The organism is Lacrimispora amygdalina (assembly GCF_900205965.1).
GTDB lineage: Bacteria > Bacillota > Clostridia > Lachnospirales > Lachnospiraceae > Lacrimispora > Lacrimispora amygdalina_A.
In genome coordinates this window covers 1-23,616 of record NZ_OAOF01000036.1, presented here as the reverse complement: position 1 = coordinate 23,616, position 23,616 = coordinate 1, and the positions used below count along the sequence as shown (strand labels likewise).

Annotated in this window: 22 protein-coding genes and 1 other annotated feature; of the genes, 11 read left to right on the top strand and 11 right to left on the bottom strand. The window is 42.4% G+C overall.

The window, feature by feature from the left end:
* Window positions 1-76 precede the first annotated feature (76 nt).
* Complete coding sequence (locus CRO04_RS24370; protein ID WP_097006851.1) at window positions 77-1,000, bottom strand: tyrosine-type recombinase/integrase; 924 nt, start codon at window positions 998-1,000, stop codon at window positions 77-79.
* Between the two features lie 391 nt (window positions 1,001-1,391).
* Here CRO04_RS24370 and CRO04_RS24365 point away from each other — a divergent pair, with 391 nt between their 5' ends.
* On the top strand, window positions 1,392-2,015 hold the full coding sequence (locus CRO04_RS24365; protein ID WP_097006850.1) for a hypothetical protein: 624 nt from the start codon (window positions 1,392-1,394) through the stop codon (window positions 2,013-2,015).
* 26 nt (window positions 2,016-2,041) lie between these two features.
* Entirely contained in the window at window positions 2,042-3,766 is a 1,725-nt protein-coding gene (locus CRO04_RS24360; protein WP_097006854.1) for a GMC family oxidoreductase N-terminal domain-containing protein, read from the top strand.
* 69 nt (window positions 3,767-3,835) lie between these two features.
* Here CRO04_RS24360 and CRO04_RS24355 read toward each other — a convergent pair whose 3' ends face one another.
* On the bottom strand, window positions 3,836-4,729 hold the full coding sequence (locus CRO04_RS24355; RefSeq protein WP_097006849.1) for a DUF2935 domain-containing protein: 894 nt from the start codon (window positions 4,727-4,729) through the stop codon (window positions 3,836-3,838).
* Between the two features lie 143 nt (window positions 4,730-4,872).
* Here CRO04_RS24355 and CRO04_RS24350 point away from each other — a divergent pair, with 143 nt between their 5' ends.
* From CRO04_RS24350 to CRO04_RS24330, 5 genes are read left to right on the top strand one after another with little or no spacing between them, the layout of a single operon-like run.
* Complete coding sequence (locus CRO04_RS24350; protein WP_097006848.1) at window positions 4,873-5,505, top strand: NUDIX hydrolase; 633 nt, start codon at window positions 4,873-4,875, stop codon at window positions 5,503-5,505.
* Window positions 5,506-5,510: 5 nt separating this feature from the next.
* The gene (msrB, locus tag CRO04_RS24345) at window positions 5,511-6,485 is read left to right on the top strand and encodes a peptide-methionine (R)-S-oxide reductase MsrB (protein ID WP_097006847.1); all 975 of its coding nucleotides are present in this window, start codon (window positions 5,511-5,513) and stop codon (window positions 6,483-6,485) included.
* Window positions 6,486-6,534: 49 nt separating this feature from the next.
* Window positions 6,535-7,908, top strand: a complete 1,374-nt coding sequence (locus CRO04_RS24340; protein WP_207654517.1) for a PQQ-dependent sugar dehydrogenase — start codon at window positions 6,535-6,537, stop codon at window positions 7,906-7,908.
* A gap of 24 nt (window positions 7,909-7,932) precedes the next feature.
* Complete coding sequence (locus tag CRO04_RS24335; protein WP_097006846.1) at window positions 7,933-8,487, top strand: beta-class carbonic anhydrase; 555 nt, start codon at window positions 7,933-7,935, stop codon at window positions 8,485-8,487.
* Window positions 8,484-9,479, top strand: coding sequence for a Gfo/Idh/MocA family protein (locus CRO04_RS24330; protein WP_097006845.1), 996 nt, complete (start codon window positions 8,484-8,486; stop codon window positions 9,477-9,479). The genes CRO04_RS24335 and CRO04_RS24330 overlap by 4 nt, the downstream gene beginning before the upstream one ends.
* A 68-nt stretch (window positions 9,480-9,547) precedes the next feature.
* On the opposite strand, the gene CRO04_RS24325 is transcribed toward CRO04_RS24330, so the two are convergent.
* The gene (locus tag CRO04_RS24325) at window positions 9,548-10,780 is read right to left on the bottom strand and encodes an OFA family MFS transporter (RefSeq protein WP_097006844.1); all 1,233 of its coding nucleotides are present in this window, start codon (window positions 10,778-10,780) and stop codon (window positions 9,548-9,550) included.
* Window positions 10,781-10,949: 169 nt separating this feature from the next.
* Here CRO04_RS24325 and CRO04_RS24320 point away from each other — a divergent pair, with 169 nt between their 5' ends.
* Window positions 10,950-11,498 carry a PadR family transcriptional regulator gene (locus tag CRO04_RS24320; RefSeq protein ID WP_097006843.1) on the top strand — a complete coding sequence of 183 codons (549 nt, stop codon included), beginning with the start codon at window positions 10,950-10,952 and terminating at the stop codon, window positions 11,496-11,498.
* 50 nt (window positions 11,499-11,548) lie between these two features.
* Window positions 11,549-11,785: a binding site (T-box leader), on the top strand.
* Window positions 11,786-11,840: 55 nt separating this feature from the next.
* On the top strand, window positions 11,841-13,061 hold the full coding sequence (locus CRO04_RS24315) for a pyridoxal phosphate-dependent aminotransferase (RefSeq protein WP_097006842.1): 1,221 nt from the start codon (window positions 11,841-11,843) through the stop codon (window positions 13,059-13,061).
* 46 nt (window positions 13,062-13,107) lie between these two features.
* Here the strand turns inward: CRO04_RS24315 and CRO04_RS24310 are convergent, their stop codons facing one another.
* The 8 genes from CRO04_RS24310 to CRO04_RS24275 form a co-directional block, all read right to left on the bottom strand.
* Window positions 13,108-14,079: a hypothetical protein gene (locus CRO04_RS24310; protein WP_097006841.1), complete on the bottom strand. Its 972-nt coding sequence runs from the start codon at window positions 14,077-14,079 to the stop codon at window positions 13,108-13,110.
* A gap of 11 nt (window positions 14,080-14,090) precedes the next feature.
* Complete coding sequence (locus tag CRO04_RS24305; protein WP_097006840.1) at window positions 14,091-15,674, bottom strand: MBOAT family O-acyltransferase; 1,584 nt, start codon at window positions 15,672-15,674, stop codon at window positions 14,091-14,093.
* A gap of 3 nt (window positions 15,675-15,677) precedes the next feature.
* Window positions 15,678-15,905, bottom strand: a complete 228-nt coding sequence (locus CRO04_RS24300; protein ID WP_097006839.1) for a phosphopantetheine-binding protein — start codon at window positions 15,903-15,905, stop codon at window positions 15,678-15,680.
* A gap of 2 nt (window positions 15,906-15,907) precedes the next feature.
* Window positions 15,908-17,074, bottom strand: a complete 1,167-nt coding sequence (locus tag CRO04_RS24295) for a diaminopimelate decarboxylase family protein (protein WP_207654516.1) — start codon at window positions 17,072-17,074, stop codon at window positions 15,908-15,910.
* Window positions 17,071-18,573 (bottom strand): AMP-binding protein, encoded by a 1,503-nt coding sequence (locus CRO04_RS24290; RefSeq protein WP_097006837.1) that lies wholly within the window; start codon window positions 18,571-18,573, stop codon window positions 17,071-17,073. Before CRO04_RS24290 ends, CRO04_RS24295 begins: the two co-directional genes overlap by 4 nt.
* Window positions 18,570-19,907, bottom strand: coding sequence for a HAMP domain-containing sensor histidine kinase (locus tag CRO04_RS24285; RefSeq protein WP_097006836.1), 1,338 nt, complete (start codon window positions 19,905-19,907; stop codon window positions 18,570-18,572). Before CRO04_RS24285 ends, CRO04_RS24290 begins: the two co-directional genes overlap by 4 nt.
* The gene (locus CRO04_RS24280; RefSeq protein ID WP_097006835.1) at window positions 19,897-20,610 is read right to left on the bottom strand and encodes a response regulator transcription factor; all 714 of its coding nucleotides are present in this window, start codon (window positions 20,608-20,610) and stop codon (window positions 19,897-19,899) included. Before CRO04_RS24280 ends, CRO04_RS24285 begins: the two co-directional genes overlap by 11 nt.
* A gap of 194 nt (window positions 20,611-20,804) precedes the next feature.
* Window positions 20,805-21,560 (bottom strand): AIM24 family protein, encoded by a 756-nt coding sequence (locus tag CRO04_RS24275; protein WP_097006834.1) that lies wholly within the window; start codon window positions 21,558-21,560, stop codon window positions 20,805-20,807.
* 357 nt (window positions 21,561-21,917) lie between these two features.
* Between CRO04_RS24275 and CRO04_RS24270 the strand changes: the two genes are divergently transcribed.
* Both CRO04_RS24270 and CRO04_RS24265 read left to right on the top strand, forming a co-directional pair.
* On the top strand, window positions 21,918-22,775 hold the full coding sequence (locus tag CRO04_RS24270; RefSeq protein ID WP_242974630.1) for an MBL fold metallo-hydrolase: 858 nt from the start codon (window positions 21,918-21,920) through the stop codon (window positions 22,773-22,775).
* A 98-nt stretch (window positions 22,776-22,873) separates the two neighbouring features.
* Entirely contained in the window at window positions 22,874-23,443 is a 570-nt protein-coding gene (locus CRO04_RS24265; protein ID WP_097006833.1) for an N-acetylmuramoyl-L-alanine amidase family protein, read from the top strand.
* The last annotated feature ends 173 nt before the right edge of the window (window positions 23,444-23,616 follow it).

Here is a 23,616-nt window from a genome sequence, read left to right as displayed (position 1 = left end):
TGGAGGATAATATTGAATTATCCTCTACAGAAGTAAGACATAAGCAGCCCGGATTATAACCTAGGCTGCATATTTATTATCTAAACATCAAAGAATTTCGAGGATGCTTTTTTGTCAAAATATTTTTTTGCTTAGCCATTGTAACATGAGTGTATATTTCAGTAACATTTATAGAACTATGACCAAGCATCTCTTGAATAAAACGGATATCAACATCTTCTTCAAGTAAATATGTAGCAAATGAATGTCGAAACATATGTGGGGTTATATGTAGGGGAATGGAGGCCGCTAAAGTGTATTTATTAATCATATTTCGAACCGATTGCTCAGAAAGCCGATTTTTCATGCGATTTATAAAGAAGTAATTTGAATATTTTAATTCTTCTTTAAATTCATTTTGGTACTCAATTAATGCCAACATCACATCATCATTTCCTATTTGTATGCGACGTTCTTTTGAGCCCTTTCCATAGATTAATACATTTTTTTCTATAAAATCAATATTACAGAGTTTTAGAGAACACAATTCTGAAATCCTCATTCCTGTAGCAAACAAAAGTTCTGTGACAGCAATATCTCTTATAATACATTTTTTTTGATATATTGTTGTAACAAGTGTTTTTTGTTTATATATAGTCGATAGAAAAGACTCTATCATATGTAATGGTATAGTTTTTGGTAATATTAAAGGTTCTCGAAATTTTATTTGTAGCTTATTAAAAGGGTTTGTCAATAAAATGTCTTTGTACTCTAAATAATGAAAAAATGCTTTTAAACATGCAATTTTGCGTTTTACGGATTTAGGCTTAAATGATAGATGAAGTGAAGAAATATAACTTTCTATTAAATGAGGATTTGTATATTCTAGTAGACTATTTGATTTAAATCTTGCAAACTGCATAAGATCAATTTTATATGCCTTAATAGTTTTGGAATTAAGCCTTTTTTGTGATTCACAGAAAATTAAGTAATCTGTAATTATGGATTGTAAATTACACATGATATTTTGTGCTCCTTAGTTTTTATATTATTTTAACAAATATCAAAAAATATTAAAGCTGTCACGTGATTTTATCAAAAAAAATTCATAAGACCTAAAGCATTTACTTAATAAAGAGTGATTAGTAGTGGGCTTGAAACTTGGTCGCTGCGTTTACTTGGGCGTGTTTATGTAAAAGCTATATATATATCCATGCTAATTTAAGCGATTTGGTTGCAGCGGTGGAGTTCGTCCCGCTAGGTGGATCAAGTTGTAAGACAATTAACATTTCATTTAACCAGCAAAAGCCGTTTTTAACGTTTATAAAATACCCTAAGTAACTGGGATACTTTTCCACCGGTTTTCATAGTATTTTATGAACATGCGTTTTCGGAAGAAAGCAGGTGGCTGAATGAAAAAAAACATTCAGAATTTAAACAACGGATTTTTAGACAAAAATGTGGTCTACGATTATGTAGTCAATACATTCCGGGCATATGCAGATGCAATGATACCCCAGTCCCCCAATCTGGCTAAGCAGTATGGAAAGATCCAGTTTTACGGGGCATTGGAGTCCTATACGGCGGAATATTTAATTATGTCCCTGGACAGCTATCCTACACCATTTGCAATTGCTGCGGCAGAAATCTTAAACCTGGCTGCAAAACAGTACCTCATGGATAAGGGGGAAGATTGGGATTTGCCAGACGATTCCGGAGGAGTTTATTTTCTTAAATTAACGCCGGAAGACAGGCTAAAAACAATAGACCGGATCACCAGTACCGATGGTATTATTTATATACCAGCCGGTCTTTTAATGAAACCAGGAGATATCGCCCCGGTACTTCCGGCATTAAACCGGCTCACAATGATGGGGTATTATTCTGAATGGTCTGGTTATGGGTCCACCAGATTTATGTCTCCGAATTTACGTGTGCTGGAATATATACCCATCAGCTGGAAGCAGATTGGGTATCCGGGTCCTTTCCTGGGCTACCGGATACCAGGAGGGTATAAGTTTGCACAGAAACAGTAAGGATGGGAATCAGGCTGGAGGTGTGTATGGATAACGGATTTGATGCAGATGTAATTGTGATCGGTGCAGGCGGCGGAGGTGCGGTTGCAGCGAAAGAACTGGGAGAAAAGGGGTTAAAAGTACTGATTTTAGAGGCTGGTCCATGGTATGGAAACAGTAAATGGCCAGAACCCAATGCCAACGCAGGAGCGGAAGAAAGTTCCAGTAATGATGACCTGGATATAGGGCTGCTTAAAAGGATCTTTACTGATTTAGAGGATGACATGAACGATGCCATAACGGGTAAATTCCGTTGGGGACCGGCAGACCGGAACCTAAGCCCCTGGCTGAGAATCAATGAGAAAGGCGGCTTTGTCTGGCAAAGTGCAGGTGTGGGAGGAACTACACAGTTGTATTTTGCAAACTGTCCCCGCGCCTATCCATCCGCATTTGAAAGTGACTGGCCCATAGACTACGAAGAAATGATACCCTACTATGAAAAAGTTGAGGGAACGCTTCCAGTGCGTGAAGCAACTGGAACGTCCAAAGAGAATTTGTTTTTTTATGGTGCAAAACAGATGGGATTTCATTATATCAGTGAAACAAATCTGACAGAGCCTGGTTACCGCCTCCAGCCCAATGGTATTCTTGGCATTAATCCCATGCTGAGTAATCCGGATTTTGATCTTGAGAATAACCAGGCCGTGGGCTGTACCCTACGCGGACATTGTGTAAATGGCTGCTGCATCGGTCCCAATGTTGGAAGTGTGGCAAAGCGGTCTACGCTGGTAAGCTATATTCCGTATGCGCTGGCAACGGGAAATGTTGAGGTTATGCCAAACTCCTTTGTTACAGCCATAAATACCGGTGAAAATAAAGAGGAAGGACTGTACGCAGCCAGTGTGACCATAAGGAATACCTGGACTGGTGAAGTCAGTGAGCGAAAGGCAAAAGTGATTGTTTTATCGGCCGGTGCCATTGAATCTCCCAGACTGTGGTTAAATTCCAATCTTCCTGAAAATAAATGGGTGGGCAGGGGAATGACTACTCATATGATTGACTGTGTATCTGGTATCTTTGAAGAAGATCTTATGAAAGTTCTGGGAATGTCGGATGTAAAGCCTTACGTAGGACAGAACTCCGCAGCGAGACTGGATTATCCGGGTTTGGGGGCATTTGAACCATTTGGAACAAGCCCGGGTATCTATGCAACCATGATATACGGAACAAGCCAGAAGGGGTATTATTTCCAGAACCAGACCACTGAAGAGGAACCATGGGACAGGGAGGGCATCATTGCTGGAGAGCTTTTGAAAGAATTCATGCGCAATTACCAGAGAACTCTCAGTATTGTGGTGTTTTCTGATGACGATGTTAACCAGAAAAACGGAGTAACGCTGGACCCGGAGCGCAAGGATGAGAATGGCTACATTCCCATAATCAGTTACGAGATCAGCGAGGCTGACAGGGAAAGGAGAGACCAGCTGGTGGGTCTGGCCGCGGAGCTTTTAAAGAAGGCTGGAGCAAAAACAGTCAGCCGGGCCAACTGGCCGCCGGATGTCTGCGCTCATATTATGAGTACCATGAGGATTGGATTTGTTACAGATTCCAATTGTGAGGCATTACAGGTCAAACGTCTCTTTATCGCTGATAACAGTGTTCTGTGCAATGGACTGGGAGGTCCCAATCCCACCCTCACCACCCAGGCACTCGCCACCAGGACAGCACAAAAAATTGCGGAAAAATATTTTCCTGCCAATACAGCTACTTAAAAGAAAAGCACAAAAATGCGTCTGAAACCAGGACGCATTTTTTGTGCTTTATTCACGCTTATTAATTTGTCAGCTTCCTTCATACATAAGATAAATAAAATGATTTGCCTCTCTCAAAAGATGATCGGTATAGAGGGAAAGCATAATAGCCTGGATTTTACAGGTAATAAGTCCGCAGGTGGTATCCGACTTAAAATCACTGATCGCAATGGCATCAGAAAGAATTTCACGGTCGGAGGGGAAGGATTCCGGCTGGGATTCCGCTTTGCCCAGCAGATCAAAGGTATTGGCAAACTGGTTGGCAGCATTGAAATAAGCTGTTTCCGTTGGGTCAAATTCTCCACGCATCACCTTTGCGTGATCAGCCATATTCTGTGTCCAGAATGATTTATAATCAGTAATCAGGGCGGAATCCCTGCTCTGAAGCCGTTTTAGAATTTCAAGATATCGTTTGGCTTCCAGGAGAATATGTAAAATATCAGCGGTAAACATCATGGTAAAAAGTCCGCAGGATACACGCTTATTTAAAAGATCTGCCTGAAACTGAATGAAAGAAGTGGTCAGATTTAAAAGATTCTGATTCAGCATGAAAACATCCTGTTCCATTTTATTGGTTGCTGTAAATCCGGTGCTGCAGGGCTTAATGTCATAGGTCATGCGGGTCAGCTGGGAATTAACAGTTACTCCGGTGTTTTGCTGCGCCAGCCGTTCTGCTTCTTCTGTATATTGGGTATAATACTGGCCGGATTCCAGCACACTTAAAGGGATGGCACCATTTGAAAGTTTAATGGTTATTTCCAGGAGATGATCATACTGCTGTTTGTAGGTATCTGCCTGGTCTGCATATTCTTTTCCTGGAGGGGGCATGGTAGCCTCAATAAATATGGCGTGCTCCTTTAAAATGCGGATCCAGAAGAGATTATACTGAAGAGAACATTGAACATAGGTTTCTTTCGAGGTCATAGAGGTTTCTCCATCATCATTGAATTACTGCATTTTATGCTTGTCGGAAAAAAACTATTCGATTATTTGGTGTATTGCTTTCTCATATTGTGAGAAGCATAAAAAGATGCTATAATTCTCATAGTATAAAGGAGGTGGCCGTTTTGAATAAGCAGTTATTTTCCCGAAGAAAGCCTGGTATCATTGAGAAGGAGAAATACACCAGGTATGCGGTCTTTATTCCCATTCTCACAGTTAATGGAGCAAAGTATCTGTTATTTGAAAAACGCTCCAGCAATTTAAAGCATCAGCCAGATGAGATCTGCTTTCCTGGAGGAAAGCTGGAGCAGGGTGAAACACTTTTAGCATGTGCGGTAAGGGAAACCATGGAGGAATTAAACGTTGCTGCCGGTCAGATTGAGGTGCTGGGACCTGGAGACATCTATCTCTCCCCCTTTCGTCTGATTATTCATTCATTTATCGGTGTACTCAAAGATTATCAGGACACCTTCAGTACAGATGAAGTAGGGGAGATCATAAAGGTGCCTCTGGATTATTTAAGGAACACAACACCCGAATCATATGAAAGCAGTCTGATTACTGAGCCGCCTAAAGATTTCCCCTATGAGTGGATTCCCGGAGGCAATCAGTATACCTGGAGGAAGGGAACCCGTGATATTTTATTTTACCGGTATGACACATGGGTCATCTGGGGAATGACAGCAGAGATTTTAAAGTCTGGTCTGGAACTGATGGAGCAGTATCATCTGTTTGATTCTATAAATACAGAAAGGTGATTATTATGAAAAAAGAGATATATTTAGCAGGAGGATGTTTCTGGGGAACAGAAAAATACTTAGAAAATGTTTCAGGAGTTTTATCAACAGAAGTGGGGTATGCCAATGGAACAACAGAAAATCCCACTTATGAAGAGGTCTGTCATAACAATACAGGACATGCGGAGACTGTTAAAGTGGAATATGAGGATTCTATCATCGGACTTCCCTATATTCTGGAACTTTATTATGATGTTATCAATCCGGTTAGTATAAACCGCCAGGGCGGAGACACCGGTTCCCAGTACAGAACCGGTATTTATTATACAGATGAAGGAGATAAACCTGTCATTGAGCAGTCGATAGAATCGCTTCAAAAGAAGTATAAAGAGAAGATAGCTATTGAACGTCTTCCTCTGATCAACTATTACAAAGCGGAGGAATACCATCAGAAATACCTTAATAAGAATCCGGAAGGGTACTGTCACATATCCGGGGATAAATTCGAAAAGGCAAAGCTTGCAGTGGATAAAAGCAGGAAATTTCCGACAAAATCCCAGGAAGAACTGCGAAACAGCCTGACAGAAACCCAGTTTGAGGTGACACAGAACAGTGCAACAGAATCTCCCTTCCAAAATGAATACTATGATGAATTCAGGGAAGGAATCTATGTTGATGTGACGACTGGAGAGCCTCTTTTCCTATCCTGCCATAAATTTGAATCAGGCTGCGGCTGGCCGAGCTTTTCCAGACCGTTGACACAGGATCTGATCCGGGAACTGGATGACAGAAGTCTTGGAAGACAGCGCACAGAGGTTCGCAGCAGCCTGGGAGATGCTCATCTGGGGCACGTTTTTACAGATGGTCCCAAAGAACTGGGCGGTCTGCGTTACTGCATCAACAGTGCAGCTTTAAGATTTATTCCGAAAGATCAGATGAAAGCAGAGGGATATGAAGCGTATCTGCCTTTATTAAACGCGGATACAGTCAAACAGGATTGATATTTTCTGGTATTATGAATATAATAGTAAAAAATATCAGGTGAAGTGAATGTTTCGAGAAAATAATGGAAGAAGGATTCACTCTTGCAATGACAGCGATTCTGCTTCCCCGCGGTATTTAAATCCAGCAGATATTTACATTGTAAAAGGATATGGGATCGAAGTGTTTTCAGAAGGTCTCAATGCACCGTCAGGTATTGTTTTTGATGAGGAAGGGAACCTTTTTATTGCTGATTCCGGTCTGGCTACCGGCAATCCCCAGATACTGAAAGTAGTGAACGGTGAGCTGGAATTAATCGCCGAAGATTTTGTGATACCCATTTCCGGCATTAATTATTTAAATGGGGTTCTGTATGTATCACACAGAGGCTTTGTAACCAGAATATTTAAGGATGGTACAAGGCAGAACATTATTATGGGTCTGCCAAGCAATGGTGATCACTACAATGGTCCGGTTTCATTTTCTCCGGATTATAAGATCTATTTTGGACAGGGCACCGTTACCAACAGCGGTGTTGTAGGCAATGACAACGAATGGGTTACGATTTCTCCTTTGCTGTGTGATTATACCGGAGATTATGTCATACTGAATGGTCAGAATTATGTAACCGATAATATTCTGACAGAAGCAGTGACGGATGATGCAGCAGTTACCGGTGCTTTTTCTCCCTATGGAATTCCAAACATCGAATTTGAAATGAGAAAGAGATATATTAAGGCATCAGGCAGTATTTTAAGAGCAAACTTAGATGGTTCCAATATAGAGCAGGTTGCCTGGGGATTTCGCAATCCTATTTTCTTAAAGTTCAATAACAGCGGTCAGTTGTATGCTGTAAATAACGGATATAATCCGGTGGGCAGCAGGCCGATTGAGAATGCAACTGATGATTTTTATTATATCACGCCTGATCTGTGGTATGGCTGGCCGGATTTTTCCGGAGGGGAACCGGTTGATTCCCCCAGATTTACGCCGTCAGGTGGCTATCAGCCTACGCTTATCTTAAAAAATCAACCCAACATTCCGCCCAGGCCTTATGTCGCTTTTCAGCCCAATTCAACGCTGATGAGCTTTGATTTTAACTATGATCAGAAGTTCGGTCCATATGGAGACGTTTATGTAGCAGAGTATGGGAGCACCATACGAACCAGGTTAGGAGACGGTCAGGCCTATGCCGGTGCAGGTCACCGGATCTCCAGAATTGATATGAGGGCAAGAACGATCAGTACCTTTGCCATCAATTTAAGCGGATTTCCTGCTTCTCTTTCAAAGGGAGGCGGACTTGAGAGACCAAGCCATGTGATGTTCGGACCCGATGGTTTCATGTATATCGTTGATATGGGGCTGAACATTCAGGAGGACCCCAATCTGTTTATTCCGGGAACAGGTGTGATATGGAGAGTTTTTCGTACTAATAATATATGATACATAAAAGGAGAATGGCGGAATATGCTAGATGAAATACTGGAATTTAACAGAGAATTTGTAAAGAACAAAGGTTATGAAACGTATATCGCAAATAAGTATCCACAAAAGAAAACCGCAATCGTCTCTTGTATGGATACAAGGCTGACAGAGCTGCTCCCTGCAGCACTTGGATTTAAAAACGGTGATGCTAAAATAATTAAAAATGCGGGAGGGGTTATATCCCACCCATTCGGAAGTGTTATGAGAAGTCTGTTAATCGGAATCTATGAGCTGGATGTCAGAGAGATTTTAGTGATCGGACATACAGATTGCGGAGCCAGGCATACAGACAGCGGAAAAATGATAGAAAAGATGAAGGAACGGGGAATCACTCAGAAAGACATAGATTTAATTAAGTATTATGGGATTGATTTTGAGTCCTGGCTGGGCGGATTTGAGGATCTGGAACAGTCCATTAAGAAATCGGTGGAACTGATACGCTGTCATCCATTGGTACCGGAAGAGATCCGGGTTTACGGACTGGTGATAGATTCCGTAACAGGTGAGTTAAGCAGAATAGAGGAGAACGGGCTATGAAGCTGGGAATTGCAGGTACAGGAATCAGTGCAAAGGAGTTTCTATCTATTGCCCATCATCTTGAGAAGACTGAACTGTACGCTCTTTGCAGTACAAAAAGAAGTGAGAAGGAAGCGAGGAGGCTAGCAAAGGAGTATTCCATTCCCCAGGTTTTTACCGATTATGAGGACATTTTAAGGAGTGAAGCTGATACGGTATATCTTGCCCTGCCCAACCATCTTCATTATTCCTATGCATATCAGGCGCTTATGGCTGGAAAGAATGTGATTGTGGAAAAACCATTTACTCCGGCTGTGGAACAGGCCATGGTTTTAAGCAGGACAGCCAGGGAGAAAAAACTGTTTTTGTTTGAAGCAGTAACCACAATTCATCAGCCTGATTACAGGCGCGTAAAGGAATTTCTCCCTGATCTGGGTACAATCCGGCTGGTTCAGTGCAGCTATTCCCAATACTCCAGAAGGTATGACCGCTTTAAGCAGGGGGAGATACTTCCTGCCTTTGATCCTGCATGCGCCGGAGGTGCACTGATGGATATTAATATTTACAACATTCATTATACTGCCGGACTTTTCGGAAAGCCTTCATCCATTCATTATTTCCCCAATATAGAAAGGGGAATTGATACTTCCGGGGTGCTTTTGCTGGATTACGGCAGCTTTAAGTGCACGCTGACCGGAGCAAAAGACTGCAGCGCACCCTGTTCCTGTGCCATTTTGGGGGACAAGGGTTATTTAATTCAGGAAAGTCCGGCAAATCTCTGCCAGGGAATCCGTATTGTCTTAAATGAGGGTACGGAAAAGACGGTGAAGAATCATTCATACGGTCATAGAATGATCCGCGAATTTCTGGAGTTTGAAAATATGATTCACAGCGGGGATCTAAACGCCTGCTACCGATATCTGGACCACAGCCTGTGCGTATGCGAAATTCTGACAGAAGCCAGGAGAATGGCTGGAATTATATTTCCGGCTGAGGCATTACAGGTGCATTGACCGGATAATAAAAATGCGTCCTGCCAGGGACAATTTCCTAGTCAGGACGCGTTTTATATCAGAACACTTTAGTTCGTTTGTGACTTTTTAATACGAGTATAGATGAATGTGAGGACAAGTCCAATCAGCGAGATGATTATTGCTGTCAGGAACGCATTTTTATAGCTTCCGGTAGCAGCAAAGATCTTGTTTAAAATGATTGGTCCTACTGTACCTGCCAGAGCAAAACCGATAAACATGATTCCGTAATTGACGCTGTTGTTTTTCGGTCCGAACTGGTCGGCAGTAAAGCCAGGGAATACTCCCATGAAAGCTCCGAAGCAGATTCCAATAATTGAGATGGCAATATAGAATAAAGCCACATCTCCCTTATTGCAGAAATAAAGCATGATCAGACCGATTACAGACATCATACATGCAAGAGCCAGGGTGTTGATACGACCGATTTTGTCGGAGACAGAACCTGCAAGGATTCTTCCCAGTACATTAAATAAGGCCAGAGTAGAAACAGCAGCGGTTGCTGAAACCACAGACATTCCCACGATGTTCTGAGCCAGAGGGGAAGCCATTGGAATAAACATCAGGGCAGCGAAAGCTCCGCAGGTGAGCAGTACAATCATGATGTAGAAAACAGGAGTCTGCAACATCTCTTTCCAGTTTTTATTAATGGCTGCCTGTTTACCGGTTGAAGGCGGCGTATAACCTTCAGGAACGAAATTGGCTGGGCATTTCTCCATAAATATCGCACTGAGACAGATAATAATTGTAAAGACAGCACCGATTATTTTAAATGCAGAAGTAACTCCGGTTGTTGATATAATCATGGCTGCGATGGGTGGAATAATGACGGAACTGATTCCAAAGGTTGCTGTGGTAAGTCCACCTACAAGACCTCTCTTGTCAGGGAAGAACTTGATGGATGTGCTGATTGTTGAACCATATACCATTCCAAGACCTAATCCCAGTAAAAGGCTGTAAGTTACGATTAAAAAGTTTACGCTAGTGGCATAACCGGACAGGAACATACCGCCGCCGAACATGATTCCTCCAATTAAGACCACTAATTTTGGTCCCAGAGTATCGTTAATGGTACCTCCGGTGATCATGGTAATGGGACCGACTGCGTTGGCAATTACAAATATAATGGATAAATCTCTGGCTGTCAGTGTAATTCCTGTTATCTGACTTAAATGTTCAGCCATTGGTACGGAAAGAACGCTCCATGCATACAAAGAACCGATGCACAGGTTAATGAAGCAGCTGGCGATTAAGATCAGCCACCTTTTTTTGTTGTAGTTCATGCTACCCCTCCTATTGTGATTATTATAACAATGTTTATACCATGATCGGCAAAACATGTCAATATAAACATGTATAAATTTACTTTTTTGTTTCATACTGTTATATTGACATATTTTCCATATTTGCTATAGTTATAACTAGAAATTTAAAAAAAATGGGGAAAATGAAATGAGAAGTTTGAAATATGCCATATTAGGGCTATTATGCCGCCACCCTATGACCGGTTATGAAATTGCCAAGGAATTTAATTATGAATTGGCAGAATTCTGGTATGCCAACCATAGCCAGATCTATCCGGAACTGAAAAAGTTAAATGAAGAGGGACTGGTTAATTACGACATTGAAATCAGCGGAGAGATTCTGGAAGCAAAACGTTATACCATTACTGAGGATGGATATAGAGATTTTATAAAATGGCTTCATAAGGATGAGAAGATACAAAAGACGCCCAAAGATATATTCCGTCTACGGATGTATTTTTCAGGTAATCTTGATGTGGAAACAAGAATTCATCTTTTGGAGAATCAGAGGCTGCAGCATTACAGCCGGCTGAATACATTAAAAAAGAGATTTGAACAGTATCCCCAGGTGCCCCCCCATGATTCGGACAGATTCGGGGATTTTCTTGTGCTTCGCGGTGCAATTATGCGGCAGGAGAATATCATAGCCTGGATTGATGAATGCATTGGATTCTGCAAAAAAGATACTGCGGGATGAGAAATCCTATTGACAATTCCATTTTGTTGTGTTATTATTTCGAAAATAGTGAAAAGGCAATGAAGAGGAATAGTACATATATGGAGAATTTCAGAGAGAAGGTGGCTGGTGTGAACCTTTATTGAAGTATATGGAAGCAGTCTCGGAGCTTTGAACCCAAAGGGAAGTTTCCCAAGTAGGCTTCAACGGATTCCCACGTTACAGGGACGCGGTATGTCAGTACTGTATGGAGTGCAGAGATTACTCTGAATTTAGGTGGTAACACGGATTGTATATTCGCCCTAAGCGTATTAACGCTTAGGGCCTTTTTTTATGCTAAATTAAGGAAAGAGGAAAAGTACTATGAGAAAATTTGAAAAATCGAAGAAGTTAGATTATGTATGCTATGACATCAGAGGACCGGTGATGGATGAGGCGAACCGAATGTCCGCACAGGGGATTGAGATTTTAAAGCTGAATATCGGAAATCCCGCTCCCTTTGGATTTCGGGCGCCGGAAGAGCTTTTAAAAAAGATGAATGATAATCTGATCAATACGGAAGGCTACTCTGACTCGAAAGGACTGTTTTCCGCAAGAGAAGCGATTGTAACGTATTGCCGGAAAAAAGGAATTCATGAAGTGGGAATTGATGACGTATATACAGGAAATGGAGTCAGTGAACTAATAACCATGTCCATGCAGGGGCTTTTGGATTCCGGAGATGAGATCCTGGTTCCTTCTCCCGATTATCCTTTATGGACCGCTTCTGTAACGCTGGCAGGAGGCAGGGCAGTTCATTACATCTGTGATGAATCTGCAGACTGGTATCCGGACATCAATGATATTAAAAGCAAGATTACAGACCGGACCAAGGGAATTGTGGTGATTAATCCCAATAATCCTACCGGCACACTTTATTCCAAAGAACTTTTAGAGGAAATTGTGAAGGTGTGCCGTGAAAATGGCCTGATTATTTTTGCAGATGAAATCTATGACAGACTGGTGCTTGACGGACTGACCCATACCTCCATTGCCTCACTGGCGCCTGATCTGTTGACCATTACATTTAACGGACTGTCAAAATCCCATTTAATTGCTGGATACCGCTGCGGCTGGATGAGCCTTTGCGGAGACAAATCTTTTGCAAGGGGATATGTGGAAGGCATTAATCTGCTGTCATCCATGAGACTGTGCTCTAACGTTCCGGCCCAGTCTGTAATCGGAACGGCTCTTAAGATGGAAGAGGAGACGAAGAAGCTTCTGGTTCCGGGCGGCCGGATCTATGAACAGAGGGAATATATTTATCAGGCACTTAATCAGATTCCGGGTATATCTGCAACGAAGCCGAAAGCTGCATTTTATGTATTTCCTAAAATTGATACGAAACGGTTCGGAATCCGGGATGACGAACGGTTTGTGCTGGACTTTTTGAAGGACCAGAAGATCCTGCTGACACATGGGGGCGGCTTCCATTGGGAAAAACCGGATCATTTCCGCGTTGTCTACCTGCCGGAGATGGATCAGCTGAAATCTGCCTGTGAGCGTCTGACACATTTTCTTTCTTACTACAGGCAGGAAGAATAAAACAAGAAAAAGCATACCCTGCAGACTTAAACTGCAGGGCATGCTCTTACTCATGGTTATTGCTGTTATCTGCCAGATACCGCTTCAGTTCCTGGTTCCATGTGGTATAAGAGGAATCCTGCCGGTGGTCGGTAAGCAGGTTTTGGCCGGATAAATAATTTCCAAGATAAGCAGATACTTTTTTTGCTCCGTAATAGTTAATATGATCTCCGCTGTCTCTGGAATCCTGATTCCAGTCAATGGATAAACGGTCTAAAGAAAGATTAAGATCCACATAATCAAGGCCATTTTTATCTGCGAACTGTTTCATTGCATTGTGTTTGGCATAAGACCAGCATTTGGGAGAAGGAGAACTGTATAAGATCAGCCTGATCCCTTTCTTATTGCATAAGTCCATGATTTTTTTTAAGTAGAAAACGGGCTGATCCCCGATCTGATGGACCTTGTCGGTTTCTGCCGTATAGGGTCCGCCGGTATAAGGTCTTGTAATGGTATTGCGCTGATATCCCTTATATACAGAGGAGGGCTTTTTGATCGCTTTTGCACTGAAATTTTTCAGCATATAAAAATGAAAATATTTCCAGTTATTGTGGTATTGATAGATTGGAAACAGCTTCTTTGTTTTCTCATCAATTTTTGTTTCCAGAGCATTGATGTATTTAAAATCCCGGAAAGTGGCGTTGGTTTCCAAAAGCACCACTTTAGGAGACTGCTTATTTAATATCCGCTTTAGCAGATAGTAGGTATCCTGGAGCCTCTGACCTGGCACGCCGCAGTTGTATCCTGCGTATCCATAGGAATTCCAGATTTCCATAGGTGAGATGCTGGTGCTGCATTCGCTGTCTCCGATGGCCAGATAATCTATGGTATTTAACGGTTCTTTTGATATTCCGCCGGCCTTTTTATAAAGTCCTCCTGCTCCGGTATTTACCGGCATAAACAATAAGGACATGATGTATAAAAGGGTGATGAGTCCAATGATAAATGATATTGTTTTTATTTTTTTTCCTTCCTGCATTCAGTCACCTCTTAAAATCCGGCATAAATCAGCTTTGCCGGTAAATATCCGTCGCCGTATGCACCGAGGACGATTACGAGCAGAATTGCTCCATAGTAAAGACTCCAACGAAGCGGCAGCCGGCAGGCTGATATATGATTTCTAATGGAAATTCCCCGTTCGTGAATCACACCAACACAAAGAACTGCCAGAAAGCCCAATAATACGGCTGCATAATCAGGTAAATTCAGTCCCAGCTTCAAAAGAGATCCGTCGGTCAGTGAAGAAAGATGAAAATCAGTAAAGATGGACCGGAACATGAAAATACCTGCCCTTAAATTTTCCGCCCGGAAAAACAGTTCTCCTGTAAAGACAATGATGAGAAGCTTTACGGACTGGAAGCTCTGATATAACAGACCGCTACGGTTGATCTTTAATGCTGTGGCAGCCTTTATCACATAGGGCTCTGTGAGATTTTCCAGAAGAATCAGGACAAAGTAATACATTCCGAAAAAGAGATAATGCCAGCCGGTGCCATGCCAGAAGCCATTACAGATCCACACTCCAAAAAGTGCAGGAGCAGAGGCTGCCACCTGACCGAAGTGCTTTCCAAGCTTCGCCCTGGATTTTTTTCCGAATTTCTTTACCGGTGCAGTTAAGGAAATAGGATAAAAGATGTAGTCCTTCAGCCATGTGCCAAGGGTAATATGCCAGCGTCTCCAGAATTCCGAAGCGCTTTTGGAGAAGAATGGCTGACGGAAGTTTTCCGGAATGGATATTCCAAAGATTTCACCGGTACCGATGGTCATATCGATGCAGCCGGAGAAATCAGCGTAAAGCTGGAATGTATAAAGGATGGCTCCTGTTATTACGACAATGCCGCTGTATTGTTTATATGATCCAAAAATGGTTTCAACAAGCAGATTCAGCCGGTCTGCAATAACAAGTTTTTTAAAAAGTCCCCACAGGATTCTCTGAAACCCATAGGTTACATTTTTATAGTCCAGAGGTTTCCCTTCTGTAAGATCCTTGGCTGTCTGGGAGTAGCGGCATATGGGGCCCTCCATCAAAATTGGAAAGAAGGACAAATAAAGAGCCAGCCTGCCCAGATGGTCATCGGCGGGAATTTTTTCATAATAAACATCTGCCAGATAGGAGACTGCCTGCAGCGTATAAAAAGAAATCCCGATGGGGAGGGCAAATTTCATAACAGGCAGAAGTGTTGGATAGGAGACTGCCTTTAGTAAATGATTCATGTTATCGCTGAAAAATCCGGAATATTTGAGAACAACCAGCATGCCAAGCTGGATTCCAATACCAAACCAGAGGATTCTCCGCCTTTTTCCGGCGCAGGCTGCTTTTAATGCCTTTTTCTCTTCCGGGGATCTGCCGGTTAAATCCAGTTCCTTCTTACAGGAGGAGAGCCACAGTCCGATATGGTGGACGGACAGGGTGGATATCAGAAGGTACACAATAAGTGTACTGCTTAAGGAGAGAAAAAAAAGCCAGCTGGCTCCCAGTAAAACTAAATACCTGTTGCGTGCCGGTGCCAGCTGGTAGACAAGTATGACACCGGGAAGAAAGATGAAAAGGTAAAGGATAGAAGTATAGGTCATGGCTTATTCCTCTTTCAGACGATTAATCATGCTCCACATTGCATTTGCTGAATTAAAGTTGACCGGAACCATGTCTGCCGGAGTAATGGTAATGCCAAATGCATCTTCCAGCTCGGGTATCAGTGAGAGAATGGAAAAGGAGTCAAGGAGTGCTTCATCAATCAGTCCTGTCTCCGTCTCATAATCAATCCCCGGGTTAATGTCGTTTAAAATCTCTAATAATTCTTTCATTTTTATCCCCTTTCTGAGTATAAATAGTTAAACCGGTCTGCTGCGAGAGTGGGTCTTGCAACCCGAAACTTTTCTTTTTCTGAATAAAGAAGTACCAGTGGAAGGTCACGGCTTAAAAACATCGCCATTCCTTCTGTAGCAGAGTAAGCTCCTGTTTTCTGAAAGACAAGCAGATCTCCCTGTTCCAGACCCTTAAGCGGATATTGCCTTACCAGAACGTCGCTGGCGGTGCAAAGAGAGCCGCAGACAGTCCATTCCTTAAGCCCCCCCTCTTTTTTGCCGTAATGAGTGATAAAGGGCTTTTTCATAGCCAGCATCTGGCCATAATAGTTCAGCTGGTGGATTCCACCGTCTACAATGCAGTAGGACTGGTCATTGTTGGTTTTTAAGTCCACGACGCTGGTTGCATAAAGTCCGCAGGAGGCGGCGATAAAGCGGCCCATCTCCAGTGTCACCTGTCCTTTGAAATTCAGGCTGCAAAGGGCAGACGCCAGGGCAAGAAGCATAGTCTCTTCCTCATTTGTTTCCCCTTCAAAATAGCACACAGGAAGACCGGGGCCATATTCCAGCTTTTTTACAGTAAAATGGTATTGATTCTGTAAATCCGTACAAAGCTGATCAAGCATCATTAATTCATTCTTAAGCTTTGCGCCGAACTTCTTTTGCGTGCCGGAAAAATACTGGAGACCTAAGATTTCCACATATTGATAAGGGGCCTCTGAAATGATCCGGCGAATGGATTTTTCATCCATTCCAAACTGATTTCCGCTGGTAAGGCGCAAAAGCACCCGGATGTTTTTTTTCTCCTGCTCTGCACAGGAGGAAAGAATCTGCCAGTGCTGATAGGATTCCACGGTAAAAATAATACTGTCTGCATATCTCATAATGGCGTACTCCATATCCTTCTGATTCTTATATACGCCTGACATTACAATCTGTTTTTTATCAATCCCGGCTCTTTCGCAGATATGAAATTCTCCTGGAGAGCATACCTCAAAATAATCCACATGATTCTCCATATCCTTGACTAAAAACGGATTGGCTTTCATAGCAAAGCACAACTGGGTATTTGTGGGAAGTGCAGCCCGTATGTCACTGATCCGGCTGGTGAGAATATCAGTATTAAAAAGATAAAATGGTGTTTTGTAAGTTTCGAAAGCAGTTTTCATAGACACATCTCCAATAATTTTTTTCTGTCCATCTTACCGTTTGCAGTAACGGGGATGTGGAGTACAGGAATACACAAATTTGGTATCATATAGGACGGAAGCGTCTCACGCATGCGCTTAAGCAGCTCCTTTTTATCCAGCTCCCCGATGTAAAATGCAGCAAGGCGGTTCTTTCTGGTATCAAATGCGCAGCAGGCCCGGCTGATCTCCGGATAGCTGTTTAATAAAAGCTCAATCTCCTCCAGTTCAATCCGGTGTCCCATATGCTTAATCTGAAAGTCCTTTCGGCCGGAGAAACATAGTTCTCCAAGGCTGTTGTAAAATGCAAGGTCACCGGTCCGGTAGATGGTTTCCGGATAGCGGGTATTTAAAGGATTCTGAACAAACGCTTTTTGCGTCTGCCTGAGATTGTTATAATATCCCAGGGCCAGTGCAGTTCCTGCCACGCAGATTTCTCCTGTTTTCCCTTCCTCTGTGATGAGCTTGTCATCCGGTCCAAGGAGAAATACACGCTCGTTGGGAAATGGGATTCCAATGGGGATTTTTTCTTCCGGCCCAAATACCTTTAAAACCGGATAATACGTGCAGTTACAGGTGATTTCGGTGGGACCGTAAAGATTTACAAACTGCGCATGGGGAAGGTATTGCTGCCAGACAGCCAGATGGCTTGCAGGCATGGCTTCACCGCTGAATAAAACCTTATTAACACGTTCAGGCACTTTGTAGGTAAAGCCTTTCAGCTGGGAGACCATACACAGCGCTGAAACAGCCCAGATCAGTGTCGTCACCTGATGGCTGCACAGACAGTCTAACAGCATGGTTGGAATAGAAAAATATTTTTTTGGAATAAGAACGATGGAAGCGCCGGTTTTAAAGGCGGAGTAGATATCCTTAACGGATACATCAAAATCCAGAGGAGCCTGGTTGCCAATTACATCCTCATGAGTGATGTGAAACATATCAGGGAAGTATTCCATAAAATCAATGACAGATCTGTGGCTTACAAGAACACCTTTAGGAACCCCGGTGGATCCGGAAGTAAAATTACAATATAAAGGCTGGGTGTCTGCAGACTCAGCCCGAGTGGCATCAAGAATCCCAGAACGAAGTTCAAAAAAAATCCTGTTATAGTCAAAAATGGTCCCGTGAAAGGAAAGTCCCCTAAGCTTCTGGTCTCCGTCTCCAAGACAGATGATAAATTCAGGCTGTAAAACTTCCAGAATCTGACTGATGCGGGCAGCGGGCTGACCCGGGTTTATAAATGTGTAAAAACATCCCGCATAGACGATTCCCATAAAAGAAGTCAGAGCTTCCACACATTTGTCCATATAAACGACTACCGGTTTTCCTGGTTCAGTAAGTGTGGACAAAAAACTGCCGATGATTCTGGCACGGTCGTACAGCTCCTTGTAGGTACAGCTGGAGGACGGATCCGTAAGCGCTGTCTTATGAGGGAATTTTTTAGCGGAGTTTTCCAGATATTCTAATACATTATTCATGTCTGCGATTCCTTTCCTGCTGGTATAATAGGAAATGTGGCACGGGCGGTGAAGCGAGTTTCTGCCGTGAGAATCTCAAAACTCCCGTCCATCTGCTGGGCAATTTTCCTGCAGGTTTTAAGCCCTATATTGGTGCTTTCCTGAAAAACCAGATCGGTGCGTATTTCATTGGTAATGCTGATGATTAAATTGTTTTTTTCCCTGCTTCCCCTTACAATAACCGGCGTGCCGTGACCGGCATATTTTCTGACATTGGAAAACAGGTTGTCAAACAGGCGGTTTAAATACTGGATATCGATGATTATGCTGCAAGGTTCATCCATGAACTCTGTCTGAACCTCAAAGCCAAGGCTGTTTAAATGAAATACATGCTCGCTTAAAAGCTGCTGGAGCAGGATTCTTGCATCAAAGATCTCCGGTTCCATCAGGATATTTTCTTTGCCAAATACAAGAAAGTACTGGAACAGTTTGTCTGAAAGATCCTTAAGCTGAATGGATTTTTCCTTACAGCTTTTAATGTATTTTGCAAGCTGTTCCTCAGAGCGATAATCTTTGGATTCAAGAATTTCCAGATATCCGATTAAAGAAGTCAGAGGTGTGCGGATATCATGGGACATAGAGGTGATCAGCTCGCTGTTTGCCTCCCATGCTTCCTTTTCGCTTTTATACCGGGTGATAATAGAATGACGCATATTATCAGCATTTCTGGCCAGAAGTGAGATCTCATCATTTCCCTTGTGATAAATGGGCTGTTCTAAGTTTCCCTGTTCTATTAAAGACACTTCTTTTGACAGCAGGGCGATCCGGTCAATGATTCTGCGGTTATAAAGAATAATAATAATAAAAAATATAATAAAAAACACAATCCAGGAACAATAAAGTACCACATCCAGCCATTTGATCTGAGAAGAATCAATGATAGATACAGAGTACGTTCCATCTGAGAATGTAACATCCCTTTCCTGCTGGGTGCAGTTTTCCACAAGGGTAGCCGCAGTCTCATAGGAAGAGTAGGAATCATTCCAGAATCCGGATTCGTAAAGAATTTCCTCTCCGTCATAAATGGTGAGATATATATATTTATGTCCCTTGACCCATCGGGAGATAGCCCTGACATTCTTTACTGAAATATTATTTTGTGCGATATAATCTTCAAAGGAATCCTGGTATTTGTTTAAACGCTTTATAACCGAATCATCGGCCATATGCTTTGTGGAGACCAGGTATTCTCCCAGTGTTCCCACAATCAGATACATGGCAAAACTTACGAATGCTCCAAACAGAAGTACAAGTATCTGCTTATAACGCAGGGAAGAAAATCTTTTACCCTTCATCAATCTGATATCCCTTTCCCCAGACAGTGCGGATGATCAAAGGATTGTTAAAATCCAGTTCCAGTTTCTTTCTCAGCTTTAAAATATGAACCATAATTGTATTGGTGGAGGTGGGAAGAAATTTTTCTTCCCAGACGCCTTCGTAAATAGCCTGGGCATCCTTTGCATTCCCTTTATTTTTGACCAGATACATTAATATCTGGTATTCTGTATCGGTCAGTTCTATTTTCTGGTTCTCCCGGTATACCCAGTGGTTTACGGTATCAATCACGACATCCTGGACATGGACCTCCGAAAGATTAACACCGGACTCTGATTTTCCCTTATAGACGACATACCTTCTTAAAAGGGACTGAATTTTCATAAAAAGCTCTGCCTGGGAAAATGGCTTCACCAGATAATCGTCCCCTCCGTTTACGTAAGCCTCATTTTTGTCCGAAACTTTTGATTTGGCAGTTAAAAATAATATAGGAGCAGAATGGAACGTTCTGATTTGTGCACAGGCCTCAATCCCGGATATGCCTGGCATCATGATGTCCAGAATAATCAGGTCGATGTCAGGATTTTGTCTTACGATGTTCACCGCATCATTTCCGTTAGCGGCCTCCAAAACGGGATACCCTTTGTTCTCCAGCTGAATGCGGATTACTTCCCGGATATCTGCGTCATCATCTACCACTAATATCTGCTGTAAAGAGCTCATGGACAGATGCCTCCTTGATTGATTTAATCATGTGAATTATAGCACTTATAGGTACAATAACAAGTCTTAGTGGGCTGATTTAAGAATTATTAAGAAATAGTGAGACATTATTTCCGTAAATAATTTTGAATAAATTTAGATAAAAAAACCGGGCATGCCATATTCATGGGTATGCCCGGTTCTTAAACAGATGGTTATTCTACTGGTGCCATGAGAATCTTACCGGATCCCCGGTATACATTCACCAGGCCTTCTCCTGAAACTGCGGAACCGATCAGAGATTTGGAGGACCGTTCTACTGTAAATTTTAATGAGTTGGACCAGGCGATTGCCATATTTCCGTCAATCTTAACCTCATCATCCTTTAAATCGAACTCGATCAGCTCTTCTCTGGGAACAGGACTTTCCAGCACTGCAATTCCCTGTCCTGTAAGACAAAGGTTAAACAAACCTTCTTTTCCTGCAACTGCGGAGGTCAAAGTGGTTCTTGCAACTACATTCTGCTTGATTGAAGAATCACAGGCCAGAAATAATCCGTCTTCCAGTACCATGCTTCCCCATTCAGAAATATCTTCCAGAAGAATATGTTTATAAGTGGGTTCCAGCATCAGAAGACCGCTTCCTTTAAATTCCGGTTTTGCGGAAGATTCTTTTGTTACCTTAGAAGCCAGTGCCTTACCGAGAAAATCGCCTACACCTTTGATTCCTGAAGTCATGGATACGGAACCGGAAGTCCACTGCATGGCTCCTGCCTGGACTGTAAATGAATTGCCGTTAAGCTCAATTAATACCTGGCGTTTGCGGACATTCATCTCAGATGCATAATAAGAAGTTATGGCAGATCCATAATTCACACTTAAGTCTTTTTGATGCTCGAACACTTTTACACAGCCGCGTTCATTAATTTTTAACATATTACGATTATCGTAAAGATTTTGATAGGTTATCATATATCGTCTCCTTTTATTATTCTGTTTATATTGTCGTCAAGTCTACAGTCCATGATAAGAAAAGTGATAAAAAGAGTAAGAAATACTGCGTTTTCCATCACCAGGGACTATCATGGCTCATAGGATAAAATGAGAAAAGGTATTTCAGAACTATAATTATATTGAGTCTTAGAAATATGCTGACAAATATGGTTTTATATCAAAGATCGGGTATTTGCCTCCAGCATGCACATAGCAGTGCCGGGCTGTTTCATCCAGCCCGGCATTTATCTGTTTCATTTTCAGGATTACATCCGGAATAATCTATGATATGATACAACCTGTAGGTTATAACAGGAAGCGGAAAGGCGGATAAGTATGAAGCAGAAGTACATGGAAACCGCGAAAAGCGGGAAAGACTTAATGACAGAAATCAGTGACACAGTACCAGGGCAGGGAGAAGCAGCGTTTTGGTGGCTTGGGCAGCTTGGGTATGCAGTTAAGCTGGGTGCAGTTACATTCTATATCGATGCATTTCTGGCTGATCATCCCAGAAGAAGGATTCCGCCGCTATTGGATCCCGCTGAAATCACCAATGCAGATTATATAATAGGAACCCATGATCATTCCGATCATATAGACAGAAACGTCTGGCATCAGCTTTCTGTCAGCTCGCCGGAAGCAGTTTTTCTTGTTCCTGAGAAGCTGATTCCTTCCCTGAGCAAAGATCTGAAGATAGATGAGAGCCGCTTTCTGGGATTGGAAGACAGGAAAATGCTGCATCTGAAAGATGGAATACAGCTCACAGGCATTGCCTCAGCCCATGAATTCCTGGATCCGGATCCGGTTACAGGACAACACCCTTACGTAGGAGTGGTACTGGAAGGAATGGGGTGCAGGCTGTACCATTCAGGAGATACCTGTATGTATGAAGGACTGCCTGCCAGATTAAGAAGCTTTGGAGCAATGGATGTGATGTTTCTGCCCATTAATGGAAGAGATGGGGAACGCTACCGCTCCAATATCATAGGAAACATGACCTATCAGGAGGCTGTGGACTTGTCAGGAACGGTCTGTCCGGGTCTTACGGTTCCTGGTCATTATGAGATGTTTTCCAATAATCAGGAAGATCCTGACCGTTTTGAAGATTATATAACTGCCAAATATCCCGGTTTACCTTACTGGCTGGGAGAACACGGAAAGAGGGTTCTTTACTCCCGTTCATCCGGCGCCTGAATAATCGTTCAAAAATATACAAAAAAATCCAAAAATATGTAGCATTTACCAAACTGCGGAATATATTTATAATATTGAAGCAGGAAAGGAAATGCGAGATGGCAATCAAAATTTTTATCGATCAGGGTCATAATCCCAGCGGCACTTTTAACAGCGGTGCAGAAGCCAACGGATTACAGGAATCAGAAATTAATTTCCAGGTAGGGCTTTATCTGCAGAACCTTTTAAACAGTGATCCGCGTTTTGAGGCAAGGGTCTCCAGGCCAGAGCCGGATACGGTTCTGGGAACCAATAACACCACCAGTCTGGCTGCCAGAGTCGCTGCGGCAAACCAGTGGCCGGCAGATTATTTTATCAGCATTCACAGTAATTTGAATCCTAATCCGGAAATTAACGGAACGGAAGTATACATCTATCAGTATTTTACCCAGGCTCAGTGGCTGGCGGAACAGATTATGAGCGGAATTAATGATATGGTGGGGACCAGAAATAATGGAATCCGGGAAAATCCTTCCTTGTATGTGCTGAGGAATGCGGATATGCCCGCCAACTTAGTGGAACTGGGATATTTAAGCAATTATTCGGATGCGGAAAAACTGCGTAATGACCAGTATGGATTCGCTTACGGAATTTATCTGGGACTTCTCAGATACTTTGGATTTGCTTAAAATATAGCTGCCGGTTAGTTGTGCTTTCTTTGAAGTGAAACTTTGAAGAAAGCATTTTTTTGTATAGCAGTCTTTTAATAAACCACCTGCTATGCAGGTGCGTCCACAGCCGCTTTAGCTTACAGAAAAAACCTCCAATGATATAATAAGTGTAGGTTCGCCAACCACACTAA

Excerpts from the sequence above, each read along its gene's own strand:
- CRO04_RS24370 (WP_097006851.1), bottom strand. The coding sequence starts at position 1,000 with ATGTGTAATTTACAATCCATAATTACAGATTACTTAATTTTCTGTGAA.
- CRO04_RS24365 (WP_097006850.1), top strand. The coding sequence starts at position 1,392 with ATGAAAAAAAACATTCAGAATTTAAACAACGGATTTTTAGACAAAAAT.
- CRO04_RS24360 (WP_097006854.1), top strand. The coding sequence starts at position 2,042 with ATGGATAACGGATTTGATGCAGATGTAATTGTGATCGGTGCAGGCGGC.
- CRO04_RS24355 (WP_097006849.1), bottom strand. The coding sequence starts at position 4,729 with ATGACCTCGAAAGAAACCTATGTTCAATGTTCTCTTCAGTATAATCTC.
- msrB (WP_097006847.1), top strand. The coding sequence starts at position 5,511 with ATGAAAAAAGAGATATATTTAGCAGGAGGATGTTTCTGGGGAACAGAA.
- CRO04_RS24340 (WP_207654517.1), top strand. The coding sequence starts at position 6,535 with ATGTTTCGAGAAAATAATGGAAGAAGGATTCACTCTTGCAATGACAGC.
- CRO04_RS24335 (WP_097006846.1), top strand. The coding sequence starts at position 7,933 with ATGCTAGATGAAATACTGGAATTTAACAGAGAATTTGTAAAGAACAAA.
- CRO04_RS24330 (WP_097006845.1), top strand. The coding sequence starts at position 8,484 with ATGAAGCTGGGAATTGCAGGTACAGGAATCAGTGCAAAGGAGTTTCTA.
- CRO04_RS24325 (WP_097006844.1), bottom strand. The coding sequence starts at position 10,780 with ATGAACTACAACAAAAAAAGGTGGCTGATCTTAATCGCCAGCTGCTTC.
- CRO04_RS24320 (WP_097006843.1), top strand. The coding sequence starts at position 10,950 with ATGAGAAGTTTGAAATATGCCATATTAGGGCTATTATGCCGCCACCCT.
- CRO04_RS24315 (WP_097006842.1), top strand. The coding sequence starts at position 11,841 with ATGAGAAAATTTGAAAAATCGAAGAAGTTAGATTATGTATGCTATGAC.
- CRO04_RS24310 (WP_097006841.1), bottom strand. The coding sequence starts at position 14,079 with ATGCAGGAAGGAAAAAAAATAAAAACAATATCATTTATCATTGGACTC.
- CRO04_RS24305 (WP_097006840.1), bottom strand. The coding sequence starts at position 15,674 with ATGACCTATACTTCTATCCTTTACCTTTTCATCTTTCTTCCCGGTGTC.
- CRO04_RS24300 (WP_097006839.1), bottom strand. The coding sequence starts at position 15,905 with ATGAAAGAATTATTAGAGATTTTAAACGACATTAACCCGGGGATTGAT.
- CRO04_RS24295 (WP_207654516.1), bottom strand. The coding sequence starts at position 17,074 with ATGAAAACTGCTTTCGAAACTTACAAAACACCATTTTATCTTTTTAAT.
- CRO04_RS24290 (WP_097006837.1), bottom strand. The coding sequence starts at position 18,573 with ATGAATAATGTATTAGAATATCTGGAAAACTCCGCTAAAAAATTCCCT.
- CRO04_RS24285 (WP_097006836.1), bottom strand. The coding sequence starts at position 19,907 with ATGAAGGGTAAAAGATTTTCTTCCCTGCGTTATAAGCAGATACTTGTA.
- CRO04_RS24280 (WP_097006835.1), bottom strand. The coding sequence starts at position 20,610 with ATGAGCTCTTTACAGCAGATATTAGTGGTAGATGATGACGCAGATATC.
- CRO04_RS24275 (WP_097006834.1), bottom strand. The coding sequence starts at position 21,560 with ATGATAACCTATCAAAATCTTTACGATAATCGTAATATGTTAAAAATT.
- CRO04_RS24270 (WP_242974630.1), top strand. The coding sequence starts at position 21,918 with ATGAAGCAGAAGTACATGGAAACCGCGAAAAGCGGGAAAGACTTAATG.
- CRO04_RS24265 (WP_097006833.1), top strand. The coding sequence starts at position 22,874 with ATGGCAATCAAAATTTTTATCGATCAGGGTCATAATCCCAGCGGCACT.